This is a genomic window from Natrinema zhouii (genome assembly GCF_013456555.2).
Taxonomy (GTDB): domain Archaea; phylum Halobacteriota; class Halobacteria; order Halobacteriales; family Natrialbaceae; genus Natrinema; species Natrinema zhouii.
The window spans coordinates 696,487-718,075 of record NZ_CP059154.1; the positions used below are offsets into that span (position 1 = coordinate 696,487).

The window sequence follows — 21,589 nt, forward strand, 5'->3', positions numbered from 1 at the left end:
TTCTCTCGATTCGTATTATGTACAGGAGCGAACGGAACAGTGGGTTCTGTGAACAATGAGTGAGACAACACACCCTGCTATCGTGGCAACGGGGAATCGCCACGCCCTCCCCAGCCGATTCGCTCACTAGCGTTCGCTCATCCCTCGCGCATCTTTGGGCCGCGGCTCACCCATCGGTTCACCGCGGCACAGCGCGCGCCACCGCACGCCGGTTGACAAGTTTCGAGTGAGATGTCCTCCACCTATAACTTACGCCAGACCAGTTCACTTCGGCCCGGTCAAACGACCAGCAGCCACAGGATCACCGTCAGGACGAGCGTCAGCAGGAGAACGCTCGTTCCGATGCTCGTCCGGAGGTGAATCGTCGAAGCGCGGCCGCCATCGGTCGGTTGTCGGTCGTCAACATCGACTAACGGGAGCCGTCGTGCGGCCGCATCGACGGCGAGGACGGGGTTGTTTCCGGCCCAGTAACACCGTTTGACTGCTCCGACGACGGCGGCGTCGACGATGGCGTAGGTTTCCGTCACCGCGAGCATCGTCCACCGGCTGAGGTGGTAGGTCGCGGGGTAGACAACCATCACCGGATCGCCCAGATCGAGTTTCGAGAGCGGTTTCCGGACGAGGACGAACGTGACGGCGGCGACCGCCGTCAGGATTCCCGCCGTCTCGAGGTGACTCGAGCTGTAGGGATGGAGCTCGCTCTCACCGCCGGGGTACGCAAATTCGAAGTGGCCGGCCTGAGCGTGGAGCGTCGGCGCGAGGTCGGCAAGTCCCTGCCACCAGACGCCGAAGAGGAGACAGGCACCGCCGAGGCCGAGCATCGCCACCGTCTGGCCGGGTTTGGCGTCGGCGACCTCGAAGTCGCTCTCGCCGTGGAAGAAGACGTAGTAGCCGAGCTTGATGAACGAGAGGAGCGTTCCGATCGCGCCGAGCCAGAGCAGCCAGTACAGCGCCTGGAACTCCGGTTCTCCGTAATAATGGGGATCCGGATTGGCCGCGTCGAAGAGCATTCCCTTGCTGACGTACCCGTTGAAGCCGGGGATCGCGGTGATCGAGAGCGCGCCGAGTCCGAAGGCGATCGCGGTGAGGGGCATCTCGCGCCAGAGACCGCCCAATTCGTATAAGTCCTCCTCGCCAGTGCGGTAGATGACGACGCCGACGGACATGAACAACAGGCTCTTGAACAGGATGTTGTTGAACAGGTGGCTCAACGCACCTGCGACAGCGATTTCGCTGGTCACCGTCCACGCACCCATCCCGATCCCGGCGACGATGTAGCCGAGTTGGGCCTGAATGTGGTAGGACAGCAGCGCGCGCATGTCGTGTTGGAGCAGGGCGAAGGTCGCGCCGTAGACGGCCATCAGGCCGCCCATGTACGCGATGTAGATCCCCAGTTCGCTCTGAGCGTCGACGGGGAACGCCCGGTAGAGGACGAACGCGCTCGTCTTCGTCGTATAGACCGAGAGGAACACCGAGGCCGCGATGTGCGGACGCGGGTAGGTGTCGGGCAGCCAGGTGTGGAACCCGATGAAGGCGACGTTGACGCCCATTCCGAGCACTGCGAGCAGCGCCGGAATCCCGTCGGCGATCCCGGCCTCAGTGTAGACGAACGTGCCGGTCTGGACGTAGTGGACAGCGACCGCCATCATCACGAGCACCCCGCCGGTGCCGTGGAAGAGCGCGTACCGGAAGCCGGCCCGGACCGCCTCGCCGCCGTAGTGCCAGACGACGAGCGTGCTGGTGACGGCCATCAGCTCCCACATGAACAGGAGCACGAGCCAGTCGCCCGCGAACGCCGCCCCGATCGACGAGGAGACGTAGACGAGCGCGAACGCGACTAACGTTCGACTCGCCTCGCTCGAGTAGGCGTAGATCACGCTACAGACGCCCAAAAAGCCGAGACCGAGGCCGACCATTCGGGAGAAGTCGTCGACGTAGAACGGGACGACCTCGAACCCGAGGAAGGTCCCTGCCAGGTGCTCGCCGCCGGGGGCGACCAGCGAAATCGCCAGCACCGCCGCGAGGCTGAGCGCGCCGACGGCGAAGCCGGCGATTCGCGGCAGGACGAGCACGAGCAGGGCCGCCGCAAAGACGATGAGCGGCGGGTAGGCCAGTGAGAGAAATTCGAGTTCCATCAGTTGTTCACCTCCGTCACGAGTTCGTCGAACGGAACGTCACCGAGCTCCCCGAACGGCATGCCGAAGACGCCCTCGACGATTCGGGTCGCTAACTCGAGGAAGACGGCGTAGTCGGGGCCGATCCCGAGGGCGATCGCGCCCGTCGCGATGACGGCGATCGGTGCGAGCATGAGCCACGTGCTCTCCGTGAACGGCGAGTGGCGTTGCCAGCCCTCCGCGGGCGGGCCGCCAGTGAGGTGATCATCGTGGTCGCCGTGGTGATCGACGACGCCGACGGCGTCGCTAGTGTCGCTAGTGTCGCTGTGGTCGTCGTGGCCCGGCGCTTCGGTACCATCGTCGTGAGCACCGGTTTCGGACGTTCGAGCGTCGGCGGACTGACTCGCCGCGTCCGCTCCGTCGGCGGTCGTGTGATCGCTCGGGTACTTGTCGACGGCGTACTCGAACTCCTCCTCGCCTGCGGGCTCTGCATCCGTCGCGTCGGCCGTCTCCGTTCGGTCGGTCGGATCCCCGCCGTCGGCAGCGACGTGGTCGTCGGTGGTCCCGTAGGATCGCAACACGCCACCCCGCGGGAACTCGAGGAGCGGCTTGGCGTCGTGGCGGTCCTCGCTCTCGAAGAAGGCGGTGTAGACGACCGGCCAGAAGTACGCGACGTTGAGCACGGCCGAGAGCAACAGTGCGCCGGCGAACAGCCAGTACTCGCCGCCCATGTAGCCGGCCCCGATCAGTATGTAGAACTTGCTGACGAAGCCGGCGACCGGTGGGAGCCCGGCCATGCCTGCCGCACCGACGGTGAAGGCGGTCATCGTGAGCGGCATCCGTTTGCCGATACCGGCCATCTCGCTGATGTAGTCGGTGTGGGTCTCGACGTGGATCGCGCCCGCACAGAAGAACAGGGTGAGTTTCGCGAACGCGTGCGCGGGGATGTGGAACAGGGCCCCGACCATCGCGTAGGGATGGAGCATCGACAGCCCGAGCACGATGTAGGAAAGCTGCGCCGTCGTCGAGTAGGCCAGCCTACGCTTGAGGTGATCCTTGCGCATCGCGATGATGCTCGCCGCGGTCAGCGTGAACGCGGCGACGACGGCGACCGGGATGTTCAGTCCGATCTCGCCGATTCCGGGCACGTCCAGGGGCAGGTCGTGGATGAGTCCGGGTCCGTAGACCTCGAGGATAATCCGAGCGATGCCGAACGCGCCGGACTTGACGACCGCCACCGCGTGAAGCAGTCCAGAAACGGGCGTCGGCGCGACCATCGCGTCGGCGAGCCAGGAGTGCAGCGGCATCAGCGCGGCCTTGACGCCGAAACCGGCGATGAGCAGGAAGAAGGCGGCCTGCGCGTAGACCGGTTCCGCCTGCGCGGCCGTCGCGAGCGCCTCGATACCGCCCGACTCGAAGGCGAGCGTCGGCCCGCTACCGACCAGACTCGTCAGCCAGTAAACCATCGCGGTGCCGGCGAGCAGGAAGACGCCGCCGCCGAAGAACGTGTACGTGAGGTACTTCCGGCCGGCGATGCGGGCCTCGTTGTCCTCGTTGTGGGCGACCAGCGGATAGGTCACCAGCGAGAGCAGTTCGTAGAAGACGAAGATCGTCACCAGGTTCGCCGCGAAGGCGATCCCGACCGCGGCCGAGAGACTGGCCGCGAACGAGGCGAAAAACCGGGTCTGGGAGTGCTCGTCGAGTCCGCGCATGTACCCCGTTGCGTAGAACGACGTGAAGATCCAGAGGAAACTCGCGAGGAGCGCGAAGAAGATCCCCAGCGGATCGGCGCGCAGGGCGAAGTCGATGCCCGCGAGGAACTGAATTCCCGTCGACTCCGCGAGACTCCACCGGAAGACGGTCCCGGACATGACCGCGGGGAGCATGCTGACGATGATGCCGAACTTCGCGAGGGCGGCCAGGACGGACCAGCCCTCCCGGAGGTTCGGCCGGCGATGCGACGCGACGATCAGGATGATAGCGACCGCCGACACCAACACGGCGGCGAGCGGTCGGAGATCTGCGACCATTAGTTGAACACCTCCGTGATGAACGGCTCGAGCAAGTCGGCGAACGTCCCGCCCGCAAATCCGAGCGCGACGGCGCCCAGTGCGGCGACGACGACGATAGCGACCATGCCGACCGAGACGGCGTCAGGGGTCTCACCGTGGGAGACAGCGGCGGCGACGGTCTCGTCGTCAGCGTCAGCAGTCCCGCCGTCCGTCGCGATCGAGTCCGACACGTGCGGCGAATCGACCGAGAGCGGTGGTGTGAAGTACATTTTCTCGAGCAGACGGGCCGCATAGGCGAGGGTGAGCATGGTGCTGAGGAAGATCACGGCGGCGACGGGCCACAGTTCCGACTGGACGGCCCCGAGTGCGATGTACCACTTGCCGACGAAGCCGACGCCCGGCGGGACGCCGACCAGAACCAGCAGGAGGACAGCCATGGAACCGGCGACGAACGGGCGCTCCTTGGCGAGTCCAGCGTACTCGTCGACGGTGCGAGCCCCGTAGCTCGTCGCGACGACGGCGGCCGCCAGAAAGAGGCCGGCCTTCAACAGCCCGTGGCCGACGAGATGGATCGTCGCACCGATCAGCGCCGTTTCGGAACTGCCCGCGATGACGACTCCGTAGGCGGCGATGACCAGTCCGAACTGCGAGACCGAGGAGTACGCGAGCATCCGTTTGACCTCGGTCTGGATCACTGCCAGGACGGTTCCCGCGAGGACGCTCACGCAGCCGACCGTGAGGACGATTGCCGCCGCGTTCGGCATCGCGGCGAGGTAGTCGACTTCGAAGACGGTGACGATCACGCGGCCGAAGGCGTAGGCGGAGGCGGTCGAAACCAGCGCGGCGATCAGCGGCGTTACGCCGTCGGGAGCCCGCTGGTACGCGCTCGGCTGCCAGGTATGCAGGGGCCACTGGGCGACCTTGACGGCGAAGCCGACGACGATGAACGCGAAGCCGGCCCGGATCAGGACGGGGCGTTCGGCCGCCGGAATCGCGTCGGCGAGTTCGATCATGTTGAGCGTCCCCGTCGCCATGAAGACGAACGCGACGCCGGTCAGGTACATCGACGCGGCGACCGTCCCCAGGATCAGGTACTTCAGGGAGGCGACCGCCGCCTCCGGGCCGTCGCCGCTCGCGACGAGCGCGTAGGTCGCGATGCTCGTGATCTCGAGGAAGACGAAGAGGTTGAAGACGTCGCCGGTCAGCGAGATGCCGAGCAGGCCGGCGACTAACAGCAGGTACGCGGTGTAGAACGTGTTCCCGCGCGGGCCGCCCCGGCGCGTGTACGCGAGGACGCCGGTGGCGACCGCCGTCACGAGCAGAACGATCAGCATCGAGAACTCGTCGGCGACGAGCTGGATCCCGTACGTCCGGGGGTAGCCGCCGAGCGTATGGGTTACCGCTTCCCCACCGGTGTAGACGGCGCTCGCGATGGCGAGGGCTCCGGCGAGGAGACCGGTCGTCGTGAGCGCGGCGACGGACCAGCCCGTTCGGTCGTATCGGAGTCCGAGGGCAATCGGGAGCGTCGCGGTGATGATCGGGACCGCGATCAGCAGCGGCAAGAGCAGGTCGACGCTACTCATCGGCACGCACCTCCCGAAGCGTGTCCTCGCGGAGCGTCCCGTACTCCGCGTAGATGCGGATGATCAGGGCCAGTCCGACCGCCGTCAACGCGATGCCGACGACGATGGCGGTCAGCACGATGACCTGTGGCAGCGGGCTCGCGACCATGACTTCCCCCGCAACTCCCTCGTGGGGGACGATCGGTGCCGAGCCGCCCTCGATGTAGGCCATCGAGATGAAAAACAGGAAGATGGCCGTCTGGAAGAGATTCACCCCGATCAGCTTCTTCACGAGGTTCTCGCTGGCGATTACCATGTAGATCCCGAGCCCTAACAGGACGAACAGTAGCACGTACGTGTAGTGGCTCGTCAGGAGGTCAATCATCGTCGCTCACCTCCGCATTGGGCGAGTCGGGAGCATCGGCGGCATTGTTAGCACCGCTGACCCCGCCGGTCCCGCTCGGTCGATCAGGCGAGAACCCCGCTGCCATCGTAAAGAAGAGGCTGATGATGGTCCCGGAGACGATCAGCGAGATACCGGCGATCTCGACGGCCTCGAGCCCCCACTTCGGTTTGATGTGGAAGACCTCTTTGAGCATTGTAAACTCGAGGAAGTCCCCGCCGAGGGCGACCATCGCGAGGCCGATCGCGCCGAAGATGACGACGCCGCCGGTGACGAGGCCGGCGAGGAACGAGTTCCGGAGCCACTGTCGGGTCGGTTCGATGCCGAAGGCGAAGGCGAGCATGAGGACGGTGACACCGACGATGGTTCCGCCCTGGAAGCCGCCGCCGGGGGCGTCGCCACCATGGAACGTCATGAACAGTCCGTAGGTGAGCGTAAACGGTGCGATGATCTTGACGGTGGTCATGATCACCTGACTCTCGGTGTAGGTATCGTCGACGGATTGAGACATTAGGCGAACACCTCGCGTTTCAGGACGAGCAGGGTCGAGACGCCGGCGGCGAAGACGACGACCGCCTCGCCGAAGGTGTCGAAGCCACGGTAGGCGGCGAGGACGGACGTCACCGCGTTCTCGACGCCGGTTTGGTTGTACGTCTCCGTGATGTAATGTTGGGTCACGTCCGGGTTCGACCAGACCGGGGTATCCGTGCCGCCGACCGCGTACATCTCGGGCAGGACGGCGGTACAGAGCACGAGCACGAACGCCCCGACGACGACGACCGCCGGAACGTGAATTCGCTCCGTGAGCCGATCCGTCGAGGGCCGCGTCGTGCGCGCGATCGTCAGCAGTAGCAACAGCGTCGTCACGCCGGCACCGATCGCGGCCTCGGTCATCGCAACGTCGGGAGCCAGCAGGAACGTGTAGAGTATCGCCATTCCGAGGCTGTAGGCACCGAAGACGATAATCACCGAGAGCACGTCGCGGAACAGCGCCGTCGCAACGGCCGTCACCAGGATGAACGCGACGAGGGTATACGCGAACAGACTCATCGCGGCTCACCGTCCGTTTCGGTAGCGACCTCGGTTTCGTCCGTCTCAGCGCCCTCTTCGGCGAGCACGGGTTCGACACCGGTCTCCGCGGCGGAGCGAGCGATCGCGTGGGCCGCCGTCGGGTTCGTGATGAACACGAAGAACAGCAGGAGGACGGTGTAGATCGCCCCGTGCTGCCAGCCGAACGCCAACGCGACGCCGGCGAGTGCGAACCCGGCCCCGAGGGTGTCCGTCTGGGACGCGGTGTGAGCCCTCGCGTAAATGTCCGGGAGGCGGATGACGCCGATCGTCGAGACGAGCGTAAAGAGCACGCCGAACCCGAGAAGGACGACGATCGCCCAGAACCGGATCGTCTCGATCACAGGACACCACCTCGTTCGACGGTGAACTTCGAGATCGCGATCGACATCAGGAAGTTCAGCAATGCGTAGATCAGCGCCACGTCGAGGAACCACGCCTGATCGAGCCCTGCGGCCAGTAGGGCGAGGATAACAACCGTGTTCGTCCCGAGGACGTTCACCGCCAGCAACCGGTCCTGCGTCGTCGGGCCGACGATCGCGCGATAGAACATCGCGATCGCGAGGACGACGAACAGCGCGGCCGCGGTGAGGAAGATGTCCTCGAGCGAGGTCGGCGTCACAGTTCGTCACCTCCGACGATTTCCGCATCGCCGCGTTCGCTCGGCGAGGGGATCGCCGCCGAATCGCGGCCGTAGAAGACGAAGCGGACGCCGCGCTCGAGCCCGCCGTCGAAGAGATCGTCGCGGGCGGCGGGAATCAGCGTGTGGACGAGCAGTTGCTGATTGTTGGCCCGGACGGTCAGCGTCCCCGGTGTGAGCGTGATACTGTTGGCTAACGCGAGCAGCGGCAGTCCGCTTCGCACGCGGGAGTTGACGCGAGTCAGCGTGGGTTCGATCGGCATCGATGGGCGGAGGATCACGGCCGAGACGGCGATATTGGCCTTGACGATCTCCCAGAGCAAGTACGGGATGTAGATGGTGAAGCGAACGATCCGGAGCGGCGACTGAACGCGGTCGAGCGGGATGGTAAACGTCACCTGTGCGAGCGAGACGGCGACGATGCCGGCGACCGCAGCGCCGGTGAGGAGATCGAACCAGTAGGTCGGATCGCCGAGGACGAGATAGAAGCCGTAGGAGATCAGAAACGTCGCGAACAGTCGATCGAAGTCCTCCGTCCCGCCGGCGAGACGGCCGCGACGGGCCGATCGCTCGACCGGTGCTTCCTCGTAGGCCAGTCCGATGCGCTCGAGTTCGCGCTCGAGAGGCTGGAGCATCTGTGCCGTGACCCCTGGCTGGTACTCCGGATCGAGGACGACGCGGTCGATCCCGTGTTCGGCGGCGTAGGCGTCGAAGATCTCGGCGTAGTCGCGTGGCCCGAAGAGGTATTCGTCAGTCCCGAGCGTCGCCGTCTCGATCGTGACATCGGCGTCGCTGGCATCCTCCTCGACCCAGTTTCGCGCCCGCGAGAGCAGTCCCTCGGCGTCCTCGGTGTATTGGTCGCTCTCGGGAACGTCGGCGTCGTAGGGCATCGCGACGACGAGGTGACACTCGAGCGAGTCGCTCGTCTCGAGGCCGGATCGAACGGCGTAACCGACCGTCTGTCGGACGGTCACCGTGTCCGACAGCGGGACGAGCAGACGTTCAACCCCCACGGCGTTCCCCTCCGGGTGACCGTCGTTGGATACTCATGGCTCTCGTTGTTACTCGAGTCAAGCGGTAGCCGTAGGAAAACTATTTCGTTATTCGTCTATAGCGACGGGTTCCGACGGATTCGTTCGGGCCGATTATGGCATTTTGGGCTCGTTTTCGTCAGCCGGTTACCGCGAGTGACCACTCGTCGAAATCGCCCGGTGATCGGTAGTTTTACAATCGGAGTTTCAGTAGGGAAAGTTGACTTGCATGACGACGACCGAAACTGTCCACGATCGAATCGGGACCGCACACGATGACCTCACGACCGGCCAGCTTGTGGCCGTCTTCGCGTTCGCCGCGGCGCTGGCATTCACACTGCTGTTCCTTCAGGAGCCGCTGGCCCACGACTCGATGCACAACTTCCGGCACGCAGCCGGCGTGATCTGTCACTGATGCTCGTCGACTACCTTGAGCGGGGGGTTCTCGCCGGCGCGATTGCCGGAATCGCGTACGGCGCATACATGGCGCTCGTCGCGAACCCGCTGATCGGCTACATGGAAACAGTTGCTGACAGTGCCGAGAGCAGCGAACACGCCCACGGGGCAGGCGAGCACGCTCACGAAGCCGGGGAACACGCCCACGCGGCCGGCGAGCACGCCCACGCGGTGAGCGAGGCGACGACCGCCGCGGTGAGCGTCGGTAGCGGCGTCCTCTGGGGAATCCTCCTCGGCGGCGTCTTCGCGCTCGCCTTTTACTTCCTCGAGCCGGCGCTTCCCGGTCGCGGGCGAGTCAAGACCTACGTGCTGGCCGGTGCCGGCTTCCTCACCGTCTCGGTCGCACCGTGGCTGGTCCTGCCGCCGACGACGCCGGGTGCCGAACAGGCGTTCGATCCCACGCTTCGAATCGGTATCTACGTTGGAATGATGGCCATCGGCGGGCTCGTCGCCGCAGCGTCGATCTACGGCTACGGACGCGTGTCGGCTCGGAGCCGACCGCTCGGAATCGCCGCTGTGGCGATTCCGATTATCACTCTCGTCGCTGTCACCGCGATCGCGGCACCGACGATCGTCGAGCCGGGGACGATGCCGGTCGATCTCGTGACCGCGTTCCGCGGACTGACCGCGTTGAGTCAGGCCGCGCTCTGGGCGCTCGTCGCGGGCTGCTTCGGCTGGCTCCAGTCGCGAGCGAGTCCCCGATCAGCCGCCGACCAACGCGACGAGCTGCTGACCAGTCCATGAAGAATCGGACAGAAGAACACCGCGAGCGCCTCGAGGCGCACGTCTTCGTCTGTACCAACGACCGTGATTCCGAGTATACGAGCTGTGGCCAGGTCGGTGCCGAGGAGACGGCCTCGGCAGTCAAAGACTGGCTTCGGGAGCGCGACGCCTTCTGGACGGCAGTGTCCGTCAGCGAAACCTCGTGTCTCGGACTGTGCAGCGAGGACGGCACCGCGATTTCGATTCAGCCGCGAAACACCTGGTACTCGGACGTGACGCCCGAGACGGTTTCCGAGCTGCTCGAGTCGGAATTCGGCCCGAACGCGGAGCGCGTCGGCGATGACGGGTGACAGCGTCCCGTCTCCCGAAACCCGCGCATTTCTTCGCAATCGTGTCGTCACGTTTTCATTGGTGACGAATCACTCTCACCAAACACTGTTGGTGGTACAGTTATCACTCTCGAACCGTAGTTTCAATACAGACGGACACTGCGAACTGGCGGTGCGCACTCGCGGATCACGTCTCGGCACTTGAGCAGCTGCTCGGGTATATAACTATAGATCTTTCTATAAAATCATGGATTAGTGGTGGCTATTCCATTATTTGTGTAAGAATATTTTAGTTAGAATGAGGTGACGAAGGATTTACGTAGGCATGGTTTCGTTTCCGATTGTAGCGTATGACCTCCAGATTCGATATCCCATCCCGTACTTCGGATACGCCCTCCAGCGATCCGCAGTCCGACGAGACGGCTGAGCTATCCCCGGACGATATTTTTCATATACTCCAGACGAATCGAAGACGAGAGGCGATCCGATACCTGCTCGAAAAAGACGAACTCGTCAAAATGCGCGACGTCGCCGAGCACGTCGCAGCGAAGGAACACGAGACGACGGTCACGAAACTGACATCTGCGCAACGACAGCGCGTCTACATCCCGCTCTATCAGTCCCATCTTCCAAAACTCGACAAGAAGGGGGTCATCGAGTACAACCAATCCCGCGGGGTCGTGCGGTCGACCGATCGGCTGGAGATTTTTCGACCGTATCTCGAGGCGTCCGATGACGAGTTCGAGTACTCGGGAACGGATACTACCCAATCGACAGCGGCCGTTGGTGACGCCACGTATTTCCGGTCGGCTGTCGGCGCGAGCATCGGTCTCTTGATCGTTTCCGCGACGGGCATACTCTCGATCCCCGGGTCTGCCCTTGGAGCGATCATCACGTTCCTGTTCGTACTGGCGATGGTTGCTACGAACCGCAGTGATTCACAGCTTCGAAGCGGTCCACTCCCCCGCAGTGGAGACGATTCTCGGTAGTGCGAGAGCCGGCGTCTCGAATAACGATTGGTGCGAGAATTCCGGTTGCGTGTCGAACGCCCTCAGGTGCGGTTGCAGTCGAGACCACGTTGGCCCGACTGGACGACCAACGGTCGGGAGCGAGTGTTGTGAACCTCTCGAGTTACTTTTGCCCTGAATCGCACGGAAGATCGAACGAATCCAGCGCTTCGAGACGTTTACGTATCAGCCGTTCCGACGTGGTGGCAATGACGCTGTACTCGCGGGTTCGCCCCCTCGCGTTCACGCTGCCGGCCGAGACGGCTCACGATCTCGGCAAACGGACGCTCCGGGCGGCCCAATCGACGTGGCCGACGCGGGCGGCGCTGTCGGCGGCCTACCGGTACGAGCATCCCGCCCTTGAGGTCGAGCTGTTCGACGCGACGTTTCCGAATCCGGTCGGTGTCGCCGCCGGCTTCGACAAGAACGCCGAAGTGACCCACGCGCTCGAGGCGTTAGGCTTCGGTTTCGTCGAAATCGGAACCGTCACGCCCTATCCGCAGGCGGGCAACGACCGCCCGCGACTCTTCCGCCTGCGCGAGGACGAGGCGATGGTCAACCGAATGGGATTCAACGGGCAGGGAATGGAACGGGTCAAATCGCGACTCGAGACCGACGGCACCCCGAAAATCCCGCTCGGCGTCAACGTCGGCAAGATGAACTCCTCGACCGAGCGCGAGGCGATCGAGGACTACCGACGCGTCTTCGACCGGCTCTCGTCGTTCGCCGACTACGTCGTCGTCAACGTCTCCTGTCCGAACACGCCCGACGAGTTCGACGAAGGCTCGCCCGAGCACCTCCGGGAGATCTTCGAGACGCTCGAGGCCGAAAACGATCGGGACGTCCCGATCCTGGTGAAGATCGGGCCCGACGAACCCGAGGAGTCGGTGTTTGATCTCGTCGACATCGTCCGCGAGTTCGATCTCGACGGAGTCGTCGCGACGAACACGTCGACGAGCCGCGAGGGCCTCGAGTCACCGCGTCAGGAGGAGTGGGGCGGGCTCAGCGGGAAGCCGATGGCGGATCGCTCGACGGCAGTCATCCGCTCGCTCGCGGAGTACACGGATGGCGACCTGCCGATCATCGGTGTCGGCGGCGTCGATTCGGCGGAGAACGCCTACGAAAAGATCAGGGCCGGCGCATCGCTCGTCCAGTTGTACACCGGCTTCGTCTACGAAGGGCCGTCGACGGCCAAGCGGATCAACCGAGGCCTGGTCGAACTGCTCGAGCGCGACGGGTTCTCGTCGGTCGAAGCGGCGGTCGGTGCGGATCTCGAGTAGGGAGTCAACGATCTCCTAATCGGCCGGCTCGAGATCGTCGATCGCGTCGCCGAGTCCGTGAAGTTCCGCCGGGCCGACGGCCCCGTCGGCACGCTCCTCACGGATCTCTTTCGTCGTCGACGCTTCTTCCTGTGGTTCGACCACGGGATCGGTTTCGCCGTCAGTGACGGAGAGATACACCGCTCGAAGCCGTTCCGTCCTGTCCATCTCGCGGCCATCGTCGCCATCGGAGTCTGAATCAGTCATGGCTCGCAGTTCGTATTGATCTAATCGAACGGGTGACGAATATAAACCGACTACCGCTTTCACGAACTGAAAACAGTCGCCGAAAACGATACTCGGTCCCACTTCGACCGAGACACCGCCTCGATGGTGAACGATCGTTCCTGTGTGGGGGTGCACTGACCCACCATCGAGTCGATGTCCCGTCGCCGATGTCCGCTACCCCAACGTCCATCAATCGACGTCCACGCGCGTACCGTAGCCCGAGTCGCCGACCACGTCGCCGTCTTCGGCGACGATCTGGCCGCGGACGACCGTCGCCACCGCCTTCCCGGTAAAGGACTCGCCCTCGAACGGCGTCACGCAGTTCTTCGAGTGTAACTCCCGCCGGTCCTCGAGCGTCCACTCGAGATTCGGATCGACGATCGTGAAGTCGGCGTCGGTCCCGATCTGCAGCGATCCCTTCTGCGGGTACATCCCCCAGACCTGCGCCGGGCGCGTCGAGTGGCGGCGGACCCACTCCTCGAGCGCGAGTCGGCCGTCATCGACGAAGGAGAGCATGGCGGGAACCTCGGTCTCGAGGCCGACGAAGCCCGAGATGGCGTCCCACGTGTTTCCGAAGGGATCGTCGACTTTCTTCTCTGCGGGCGTGTGCGGCGCGTGGTCGGTGGCGATGCAGTCGATCACGCCGTCGTCGATGCCGACTTCCCAGAGCCGGTCGCGTTCCTCGGCGTCCCGAATGGGCGGTTGGACCCGCGCGACGTTGCCCTTCTCGCGCATGACGTCCTCGGTGAACCAGAGGTAGTGGGGCGTCGTCTCGGCGGTGACGTCGACGCCGCGATCCTTCCCGCGGGCGACGGCTTCGGCCGCCGACCCCGACGAGACGTGGAACATGTGAATCTTCGCGCCGGTCTCCTCGGCGAAGGTGATCATCCGCTCGACGGCTTCCCGTTCGGCGATCACGGGCCGCGAGTGGGAGTGATCGATCGGTTCGTTCCGTCCCTCGGCCTTGAAGCGCTCCGTGTAGTGGTCGATGATCTCGCCGTTTTCCTCGTGAAAGCCCAGCCGTTTGCCCGTCTCGCGGATCCGCTCCATCGCCTCGAGGATTTCGCCGTCGCTCGGCGGCGGCACGTCGCCGACCGTCGAGCCGAGGAAGACCTTGAACCCGAGCGGGCCGGCCTCGTCGATGTCCGGGATCAACTCGAGATTTTCGGAGGTGACGACCGCGTAACTCTGAAAGTCGACGTGGGCCGAGGCCTCGCCGCGCTCGAATTTGAGCTCGAGGTTCTCGGGGCTGTCGATGACAGGGTCCGTGTTCGGCATTCCGACGACGGTCGTCACGCCGCCGGCGGCCGCCGCCCGGGTCGCGGACTCCCAGTCTTCCTTGTACTCGAGACCGGGCTCGCGGTTGTGGATGTGGCAGTCCACGATTCCGGGGACCAACACCGCTCCGTCGGCGTCGAAGACCCGATCCGCCGCCGGGAGTCGATCGCTCCGGCCGACGGCGACGATTTGTCCGTCCTCGACGGCGACGCCCGCGTCGGGCGAGCGACCCGCGGGCGTGATGACGGTACTGTTCCGCACGACGAGATCCACAGTCATTGCCCTGGAGTTGCCGAGGACCGCGCATATAGCTTCCCCAACTGGCTCGCGCTCCCATCGGCTCGAAAGCGGAACGTGTCGACGAGCGTCGCTGGTAAAGAAGATATTCCCCGCCCATCCAACCGCCAGCGGTGACCTCCGTTGTCGGTCGACCGAACAGTAGTGAGGAAACCGATATCGAATGCGTCGGCGGTGTAAGCACTGCCTTACGCCGGATCGGGCACCGAAAGCGCGGGGGTACGAATCGAATACTAAACAGCGAGGTGGTGATACCACCGGGAAATGGACTCGCCAGCGATTCGCGACAGCACGGTGCTCGTGACCGGCGGCGCGGGCTTTATCGGTAGCCACCTCGTCGAGGCGCTGACCCCCCACAACGAGGTCAGAGTCCTCGACGACTTCACGACCGGCGACCGAACCTACCTCCCCGACGACGTGACGGTGATCGAGGGCGACGTTCGCGACCCGATCGCGCTCCAGCGAGCCGCGCGCGGCGTCGACGTGATCTTCCACCACGCCGCACTCGTCAGCGTTACACAGAGTATTAACGAACCCCGACAGAGCAATCGCACGAACCTCGAGGCGAGCCTGCTGGTCCTCGAGCAGGCCCGCCAGGAGGATGCCCGGGTCGTCGTCGCCTCGAGTGCGGCGGTCTACGGCCATCCGGAAGAGCTCCCGATCACCGAAACGGCACCCACGAATCCGACTTCGCCCTACGGCGTTCAGAAACTCGCGCTCGACCAGTACATCCGTCTTTACGAGGAACTGTACGATCTGCCAACCGTCGCACTGCGCTATTTCAACGTCTACGGCCCGCGCCAGCAGGGCCCCTATAGCGGGGTTATTTCGACGTTTCTCGAGCAGGCGCGGGCGGGCGAGCCGATCACGATCGAGGGGGACGGCCAGCAAAGTCGGGATTTCGTCCACGTCAGCGACGTGGTTCGGGCGAACCTTCGGGCGGCGACGACCGACGCGGTCGGCGAGGCGTACAACGTCGGAACGGGCCACCGAACGACGATCCTGGAGCTCGCTGAAACCGTTCGAGCAGCGACCGGATCGACGTCGCCGATCGTCCACCGCGACTCTCGGTCCGGCGATATCAGACACAGTGGCGCGGACACGTCGAAGGCGACGCGCGAGCTCGGATTCGACGCTCGAGTCAGCCTCGAGTCGGGGCTCCGATCGCTCGTGGCTGAGAGCCGGCGGGACCCTCTCGAGGAGGACGACGGTGCGCTACTGGAATCGAACCGAGAGAGCAGTTCGTACAATTGATCCGGACCAAAGCAGCCGATGTCACGCTCCGACTCGATAGCATCACCGTCGGGAACCGCCAAATCGGTGCGAATTCGGCCCGAGCGCCGTCGAGACGAGGACTCCACGCGATCGTGTTCGACTCGCTGAGAGTCATTCCAACGGTTTTTTACTCCGTGAATCCGGAACGAATCCGTTCTAACCGATCGAAACGTCCGGTCGAGTTTATTCGGTCCGTCGAACAAAGACCGGTGATACCATGACTGACGAGTGTTTGTCCACAGTGGTCACGGACCAGGTCGGCACGCGTTTGCCATCACTCGGGAGTGGCCGGCCAGAGAGACCACCGCGGAATCCGTCCGATACTGACCGTTCGGAATCGGTCGATCGAGCGGAATTCGCGATCTGGGAGAGATATCGATAAAATACTAACAGCACATGGACTATAAAAAACCATTTGTAGAACGGTCACGACGGTACAGGACATGAACAACGCGAACACGGGTTTCCCAGAGCCATGAGCATCTATCGACGAGTTCCCACGCCCTTCCTCACGTCCGGTTCGGCGACCAGTGGAGCGATCGCGTCGGGGGTAGTTACGGGGTCTCGACCCGGATTCGCCTCGTGGCCGGTCCGACCGCTCCAACTCGAGGGAAGTGCCCACATTGCGGCGCTTGCCGGGATGATCGCGCTCGCGCTTCTCGGGGGAATACTCGTCGCTCGCAATCGATACGAGGAGCCAACCTCGCTTTCGTCCGGTCCGGAGGCGTCCCACGAGGAGTTCGTGACCGATCGGGATCGCGTCCGGCAACTCCTCCAGGAAAACGGCGGACGGATGAAACAGTCGAACATCGTCGACTCCGTCGATTGGTCGAAAGCGAAGGTCAGCCGGCTACTCGCCGACCTCGAGGAGGACGAACAGATTACGAAACTGCGTCTCGGGCGGGAGAACCTGGTCTGTCTGCCGGGTCACGAACCGACGGCGTCGAAGTCGCCCGAACAGGCAAACGACGACTAGCCTCTCGTCTCTCCCGGGCCGATAGCGAGTGGCGAGAGCCCAGTGTCGCGAGTCGATCCGTCCCAGTCGGTGCCGATAGAAGCGAGACTGACAGGAGGCAGTTCCTATCAGCAATCGTTGTTTTCCGCGAACGAACCCGCCACTGAACGCCACTGCTGAGCCGTAGTATTCGGTTTCTCGGCGTAATGATTCTGCCAGTTTATCCGCCGAAGGAACGACGAAACTGGTGCCTTCAGGGCAACCATGAACGCACGCAATCAGTTACTCGTCGTACTTACCGCGCTGATGCTCGTTTGCTCGAGCGGGGCGATGGTCACAGCCGCAACAACCGGTGAGACCGTCGAGCAGGGCAGCGAGGCCAGCGAGGACGAGTACGACTCAGCGAACGATTCAACGAACGAAACGACAACTGAAGCGGTGAACGAGACGGACGATGTCCCAACGGGGATCGATGAGAACGAAACGGCAGCCGACGACGGAACTGAATTCGACAACGAAACCGCGGATGCGGACAACGAGTCACAGCCCGCGTACGTGACGTTCGAAGAACAGACGACCGATGGCGAGACGGTCGTCGTCGAAAACGTCACGCTGGCGAACCCCGGTTTCGTGACGATCCACGATAGCAGCCTCCTCGTGGGCGAGGTCTTCGATAGCGTCATTGGTACCTCGGAATACCTCGAGGCCGGCACGCACGAACAGGTCGAAGTCTCCCTCAACGAGTCGCTCGAGGAGGACGAGACCCTGACTGCGATGCCCCATCGCGATACGAACGACAACCAGACGTACGATTTCGTCGAATCGGAGGGGCAGTCTGACGGTCCCTTCCTCACGGCCGACGACGAGCCGGTGACCGACGGAGCAGTGGTCACCGTCGAGGAGGCGGTCGATGAGGGGGCAGTCGAGGATAACGAGACCAGCGAGGACGTTGAGCAGCCCGACGACAACGTCAGTGACGAAGAACCGATTGACGAGGAACCGACCGATAACATCACCGACGAACCGGTTGACGACAACGAAACCGATGATGACCTCGTCGACGACAACGAGACTGATGAGCTAGCTGACGACACCGAAACTGACGACGGTCTCGTCGATGAGAATGAAACCGACGAAGACGGGCTAGCTGACGACGACAATGAGACCGACGACGGCCTCGTCGACGACAACGAGACTGACGAGGACGGGCTAGCTGACGACGACGAAACCGATGACGGTCTCGTCGACGACAATGAAACCGACGACGGCCTCGTCGATGACAACGAGACTGACGAGGGCGAGTTAGCCGACGAAGAGCCAGTCGACGAGATGCCGATGGAGGAGATGCCGGTCGACGGTGACGGACAGCCGATCTTCGTCACCGTCGAGAATCCCACCATCGAGAACCTGAATGTCGAGAACGTATCCGTTTACGTGCTCGTCATCGGTGAAGATGTCGAGGCCGACGAAATCACGGACGAGATGGATAACGTCACCGATGGTGAGATGCCAGTCGATGCCAACGTCACCGAAGACGACGAGGTTGACGACAACATCACTGAGGACGACGAGACTGACGATAATATCACGCCGATCGACGAGATGCCGATCGACAACGAAACGGAGGATAACATCACCGAGGACGACGAAACCGACGATAACCTTACTGAGGACGACGAAACCGACGATAACCTCACGCCGATTGACGACGACGAAACTGAGGACAACGTCACCGAAGACGACGAGACTGACGATAACCTCACACCGGTTGACGACGAAACTGAGGATAACATCACCGAGGATAACGAGACCGACGATAACATCACGCCAATCGACGAAGAGCCGGTCGACAACGAAACGGAGGATAACGTCACCGAGGACGACGAGACCGACGATAACCTCACGCCGATCGACGACGAAACGGAGGATAACATCACCGAGGACAACGAGACTGACGAAGACGGGCTAGCTGACGACGACAATGAAACCGATGACGGCCTCGTTGATGAGAATGAAACCGACGAAGACGGGCTAGCTGATGACAATGAAACCGACGACGGCCTCGTCGACGACAACGAGACTGACGAGGACGGGCTAGCTGACGACAATGAAACCGACGACGGCCTCGTCGACGACAACGAGACTGACGAGGACGGGCTAGCTGACGACAATGAAACCGACGACGGCCTCGTCGACGACAACGAGACTGACGAGGAGCCAGCCGGCGAGATGCCGATGGAGGAGCTACCGGTCGATGGTGACGGACAGCCGATCTTCGTCACCGTCGAGAATCCCACCATCGAGAACCTGAACATCGAGAACGTGTCCGTTTACGTGTTCGTCATCGGTGAAGGTGTCGACACCGACGAGATCACAGACGAGATGGACAACGTCACCGATGGTGAGATGCCTGTCGACGACAACGTCACCGAAGACGACGAGATTGACGACAACATCACTGAGGACGACGAGACTGACGATAACATCACGCCAATCGACGAAGAGCCAGTCGACAACGAAACGGAGGATAACGTCACCGAGGATGACGAGACCGACGAGTCCGACACCGAAGACACCGGATTGGACAACGAAACGAACGATACCGGGATCAACGAGACCGAAGACGGTCTCAACGATACCGGTGAGAACACTACCGACGGCGTGACGGCCGACTAACTCGAACCAGCGGTCTGGTTCGGTAGCCGACGGCCGACCGATCCAACGGACGGCGCATCTTTTCTCGCCGCCGTTGCGAGCGTTGCGACGGTATTCTTTCGTCTGCCCGGTGAACGACCCATTAGATTCACAGTTACTAGGCCGTGGTGATCGCGCTGTGACAAACACGTCACATTCGAGTCGATCGACGTGACGGTGCAGACGAAAAGCGAATCGGGGCTAGCGGCCGGTGTCTGTCGGACGCGAACTGACCCGACCGTACTCCGTTTAGCCGAGCAGTTGGTAGAGACTGCTCGCCGCGACGGCGAGAAACAGCAGGACACTCGAGAGCACCGGATCGATGCTCGAGACCACCGGTAGCCCGAGGCCGGCGAGCGCGATGATCGCGAGCCCGAGAAGACAGATTCCGAGGTGAAGCCACAAGACGCGCGAGTGGTCGTCGTTGTGGCCGTCGACGTACTGGAGAACCTCGTCGAAGTGACGGCCGGGCTGGATCGTCTTCGCGTCCGAGTCGTACTCGATCACGGCGTCTTCCTCGAGCTGGGGGAGATGCGTCTGTTGCAGGGAGACGTAGACGCTCTTGTAGAGGTTGTTCGGAACGGGCGTCGTATCGGTTTCAGTCGAAGCGATCTCGGTCGCGACGTCGGAAACGTCGATCTGTCCGCCGTCCTCCGCGAGTAGTTGAACGATAGCCCGTCGTCTATCGTTACCGAGGATGTGAAACACCTCACTCTCCTCGAGTGGCTCAGTTCTGTTCGTTTGAACTGACATCGATCGGAGAGAAAGGGCAAGGGTATTCGAACGACAGTCCACCACCAGTGACCATGTATCCCCACTTCACCCACCACTAACTTTAACTTTTGCAGGTTACGCTATCGACCGATTCACACCGCGAGATCCGGTTGCGTGTGACGCGTAGTAAGGAAGGGGTACAGTCACGCAAGCGACCGGTTCCGCACCTCGGCCCTCTCTTCGAAAAGAGTGAGAATCGGAAACGGGTGCGGCGATGCGAAACGTTCGTGAGAGCCGATGAACGTATCGCTCATCCGAACCGAGAGCAGAAGGGGAGAAAAAGGACTGGGAATGAGACGACACTCCCAGCGCTCCGGCGGCGATCAGTCGCCAGGGAGATGACCACCGGATTGCATCTCTCGATAGGTCGTACAGGATGGACAGCCGTGGACGATGTCACCGTTGTCACCGAAGACGCGCGCGAACTGTTGGGTTACGTGCGTCCCGCAGTTTTGACATCGAGCGCCGGCTGTCGACGATTCCATGGGCTTCCAGTTGTGTTGTGTGGAGTTCATGGGTTGTGGGGGTGTGTACTCGGACGAGTACGATCGGGGCGCTGCCAACCGGATGAACCGTCCGTCGGATCGATCCGGATGCGACACCGCCGAGCTGCCGCGATACCCGTCCGGGCATCATCGTATCGAGGGGAGCAAACGCGAATAAAGGAGGTTGACCGTTCACCCGGAGAGCCGGTCTGAGAACCTGGAAACAACCTGTTTCCGGCCGGATTGGGCGTACAGAAGCGCCGAAACAGCTGTGTAGTCACTCACACACCGATCGACCTCAACCCGAATTTAGCCGCATTCGGCGGTCAAACCGGTTGTTTAGCTACGTATTGAATCAACGAAACATATTGTTTCCGATCCGAAATACAATCTTACGTTGCGGAACGAAGTGGCGGCAGAGAATAAGGTACATCGTTATAAAATACCACTATCGCTTACCGATTTTTGTGCCGGAATATAATGGTGGTACCTCCGACAGTGGTGGTCCAGCGACGTCCTCTCTCGAATCGTCACCTCTCACACAGAGCGAACGGACCCTGCCCGTCCTGAACGGGTGACTACGACTATGTCAACGCAAGCAAGTAACACGCGATCCGAGTCGACTGCCAATCCAGCGGCCAAACTCGACGTCCTCGGGGATGACTGCGCCCGGACGATCCTCATCGCGACGAGCGAGGGGCCGAAGACGGCAAAGGAACTGACGAAACGAACGGATAGCTCGTCGGCAACGGTGTACCGACGAATCAACAACCTCCTCGAGAGCGATCTTTTGGCGGAGTGCGTGCGGTTCGAGAACGACGGCTCGCATACGACCGCCTACGAGGCGACCGTCGATGTCCTTCGCGTTCGGATCGACGCGGACGGCATTACCGTCGTAGTCTCGGATACCGACGACTGACCGGTCCCAATCGTATCAGT

22 protein-coding genes are annotated in these 21,589 nt (G+C 62.7%); 9 read left to right on the forward strand and 13 right to left on the reverse strand.

What is annotated here, in order from left to right; all coding sequences use genetic code 11:
* Positions 1 to 278: 278 nt before the first annotated feature.
* Genes HYG81_RS22130 through HYG81_RS22170 form a run of 9 tightly spaced genes read right to left on the reverse strand, consistent with a single transcriptional unit; the run spans position 279 to position 8,812 of the window.
* Positions 279 to 2,135 carry a Na(+)/H(+) antiporter subunit D gene (locus tag HYG81_RS22130; protein ID WP_180841855.1) on the reverse strand — a complete coding sequence of 619 codons (1,857 nt, stop codon included), beginning with the start codon at positions 2,133 to 2,135 and terminating at the stop codon, positions 279 to 281.
* Positions 2,135 to 4,144: a proton-conducting transporter transmembrane domain-containing protein gene (locus HYG81_RS22135; protein WP_180841856.1), complete on the reverse strand. Its 2,010-nt coding sequence runs from the start codon at positions 4,142 to 4,144 to the stop codon at positions 2,135 to 2,137. Before HYG81_RS22135 ends, HYG81_RS22130 begins: the two co-directional genes overlap by 1 nt.
* Positions 4,144 to 5,709 carry a proton-conducting transporter transmembrane domain-containing protein gene (locus tag HYG81_RS22140; protein ID WP_180841857.1) on the reverse strand — a complete coding sequence of 522 codons (1,566 nt, stop codon included), beginning with the start codon at positions 5,707 to 5,709 and terminating at the stop codon, positions 4,144 to 4,146. The genes HYG81_RS22135 and HYG81_RS22140 overlap by 1 nt, the downstream gene beginning before the upstream one ends.
* Positions 5,702 to 6,073: a cation:proton antiporter subunit C gene (locus HYG81_RS22145; protein ID WP_180841858.1), complete on the reverse strand. Its 372-nt coding sequence runs from the start codon at positions 6,071 to 6,073 to the stop codon at positions 5,702 to 5,704. Before HYG81_RS22145 ends, HYG81_RS22140 begins: the two co-directional genes overlap by 8 nt.
* Positions 6,066 to 6,602 carry an MnhB domain-containing protein gene (locus HYG81_RS22150; RefSeq protein ID WP_180841859.1) on the reverse strand — a complete coding sequence of 179 codons (537 nt, stop codon included), beginning with the start codon at positions 6,600 to 6,602 and terminating at the stop codon, positions 6,066 to 6,068. The genes HYG81_RS22145 and HYG81_RS22150 overlap by 8 nt, the downstream gene beginning before the upstream one ends.
* Positions 6,602 to 7,141 carry a DUF4040 domain-containing protein gene (locus HYG81_RS22155; protein WP_180841860.1) on the reverse strand — a complete coding sequence of 180 codons (540 nt, stop codon included), beginning with the start codon at positions 7,139 to 7,141 and terminating at the stop codon, positions 6,602 to 6,604. The genes HYG81_RS22150 and HYG81_RS22155 overlap by 1 nt, the downstream gene beginning before the upstream one ends.
* Positions 7,138 to 7,503, reverse strand: coding sequence for a monovalent cation/H(+) antiporter subunit G (gene mnhG / locus HYG81_RS22160; protein ID WP_180841861.1), 366 nt, complete (start codon positions 7,501 to 7,503; stop codon positions 7,138 to 7,140). Before mnhG ends, HYG81_RS22155 begins: the two co-directional genes overlap by 4 nt.
* On the reverse strand, positions 7,500 to 7,781 hold the full coding sequence (locus HYG81_RS22165; RefSeq protein WP_180841862.1) for a cation:proton antiporter: 282 nt from the start codon (positions 7,779 to 7,781) through the stop codon (positions 7,500 to 7,502). The genes mnhG and HYG81_RS22165 overlap by 4 nt, the downstream gene beginning before the upstream one ends.
* Positions 7,778 to 8,812 carry a monovalent cation/H+ antiporter subunit E gene (locus HYG81_RS22170; RefSeq protein WP_180841863.1) on the reverse strand — a complete coding sequence of 345 codons (1,035 nt, stop codon included), beginning with the start codon at positions 8,810 to 8,812 and terminating at the stop codon, positions 7,778 to 7,780. The genes HYG81_RS22165 and HYG81_RS22170 overlap by 4 nt, the downstream gene beginning before the upstream one ends.
* A gap of 247 nt (positions 8,813 to 9,059) precedes the next feature.
* On the opposite strand from HYG81_RS22170, the gene HYG81_RS22175 reads away from it, so the two are divergent.
* The 5 genes from HYG81_RS22175 (at position 9,060) to HYG81_RS22195 (ending at position 12,625) form a co-directional block, all read left to right on the forward strand.
* The gene (locus tag HYG81_RS22175) at positions 9,060 to 9,245 is read left to right on the forward strand and encodes a CbtB domain-containing protein (protein ID WP_180841864.1); all 186 of its coding nucleotides are present in this window, start codon (positions 9,060 to 9,062) and stop codon (positions 9,243 to 9,245) included.
* Positions 9,245 to 10,030, forward strand: coding sequence for a CbtA family protein (locus HYG81_RS22180; protein WP_180841865.1), 786 nt, complete (start codon positions 9,245 to 9,247; stop codon positions 10,028 to 10,030). Before HYG81_RS22175 ends, HYG81_RS22180 begins: the two co-directional genes overlap by 1 nt.
* Positions 10,027 to 10,359 carry a (2Fe-2S) ferredoxin domain-containing protein gene (locus tag HYG81_RS22185; RefSeq protein WP_180841866.1) on the forward strand — a complete coding sequence of 111 codons (333 nt, stop codon included), beginning with the start codon at positions 10,027 to 10,029 and terminating at the stop codon, positions 10,357 to 10,359. Before HYG81_RS22180 ends, HYG81_RS22185 begins: the two co-directional genes overlap by 4 nt.
* Positions 10,360 to 10,688: 329 nt before the next feature.
* Entirely contained in the window at positions 10,689 to 11,327 is a 639-nt protein-coding gene (locus tag HYG81_RS22190) for a DUF7344 domain-containing protein (RefSeq protein WP_180841867.1), read from the forward strand.
* Between the two features lie 227 nt (positions 11,328 to 11,554).
* Positions 11,555 to 12,625: a quinone-dependent dihydroorotate dehydrogenase gene (locus tag HYG81_RS22195; protein WP_180841868.1), complete on the forward strand. Its 1,071-nt coding sequence runs from the start codon at positions 11,555 to 11,557 to the stop codon at positions 12,623 to 12,625.
* Positions 12,626 to 12,640: 15 nt separating this feature from the next.
* Here the strand turns inward: HYG81_RS22195 and HYG81_RS22200 are convergent, their stop codons facing one another.
* Positions 12,641 to 12,871: a hypothetical protein gene (locus tag HYG81_RS22200; protein WP_180841869.1), complete on the reverse strand. Its 231-nt coding sequence runs from the start codon at positions 12,869 to 12,871 to the stop codon at positions 12,641 to 12,643.
* A 210-nt stretch (positions 12,872 to 13,081) separates the two neighbouring features.
* Complete coding sequence (allB, locus tag HYG81_RS22205; protein WP_180841870.1) at positions 13,082 to 14,449, reverse strand: allantoinase AllB; 1,368 nt, start codon at positions 14,447 to 14,449, stop codon at positions 13,082 to 13,084.
* A 282-nt stretch (positions 14,450 to 14,731) separates the two neighbouring features.
* Here allB and HYG81_RS22210 point away from each other — a divergent pair, with 282 nt between their 5' ends.
* The 3 genes from HYG81_RS22210 (at position 14,732) to HYG81_RS22220 (ending at position 19,373) form a co-directional block, all read left to right on the forward strand.
* A complete protein-coding gene (locus HYG81_RS22210; protein ID WP_180841871.1) occupies positions 14,732 to 15,721 on the forward strand; it encodes an NAD-dependent epimerase/dehydratase family protein in 990 nt (329 codons plus the stop codon).
* 496 nt (positions 15,722 to 16,217) lie between these two features.
* Complete coding sequence (locus HYG81_RS22215; protein ID WP_180841872.1) at positions 16,218 to 16,718, forward strand: helix-turn-helix transcriptional regulator; 501 nt, start codon at positions 16,218 to 16,220, stop codon at positions 16,716 to 16,718.
* 243 nt (positions 16,719 to 16,961) lie between these two features.
* Positions 16,962 to 19,373 carry a DUF7282 domain-containing protein gene (locus tag HYG81_RS22220; protein WP_226376016.1) on the forward strand — a complete coding sequence of 804 codons (2,412 nt, stop codon included), beginning with the start codon at positions 16,962 to 16,964 and terminating at the stop codon, positions 19,371 to 19,373.
* Positions 19,374 to 19,640: 267 nt separating this feature from the next.
* Here the strand turns inward: HYG81_RS22220 and HYG81_RS22225 are convergent, their stop codons facing one another.
* Both HYG81_RS22225 and HYG81_RS45720 read right to left on the reverse strand, forming a co-directional pair.
* Positions 19,641 to 20,144 carry a DUF7344 domain-containing protein gene (locus HYG81_RS22225; protein WP_180841873.1) on the reverse strand — a complete coding sequence of 168 codons (504 nt, stop codon included), beginning with the start codon at positions 20,142 to 20,144 and terminating at the stop codon, positions 19,641 to 19,643.
* A gap of 344 nt (positions 20,145 to 20,488) precedes the next feature.
* Entirely contained in the window at positions 20,489 to 20,650 is a 162-nt protein-coding gene (locus HYG81_RS45720) for a DUF7563 family protein (RefSeq protein ID WP_425607537.1), read from the reverse strand.
* Between the two features lie 586 nt (positions 20,651 to 21,236).
* Between HYG81_RS45720 and HYG81_RS22230 the strand changes: the two genes are divergently transcribed.
* Positions 21,237 to 21,569, forward strand: coding sequence for a winged helix-turn-helix domain-containing protein (locus HYG81_RS22230; protein ID WP_180841874.1), 333 nt, complete (start codon positions 21,237 to 21,239; stop codon positions 21,567 to 21,569).
* The last annotated feature ends 20 nt before the right edge of the window (positions 21,570 to 21,589 follow it).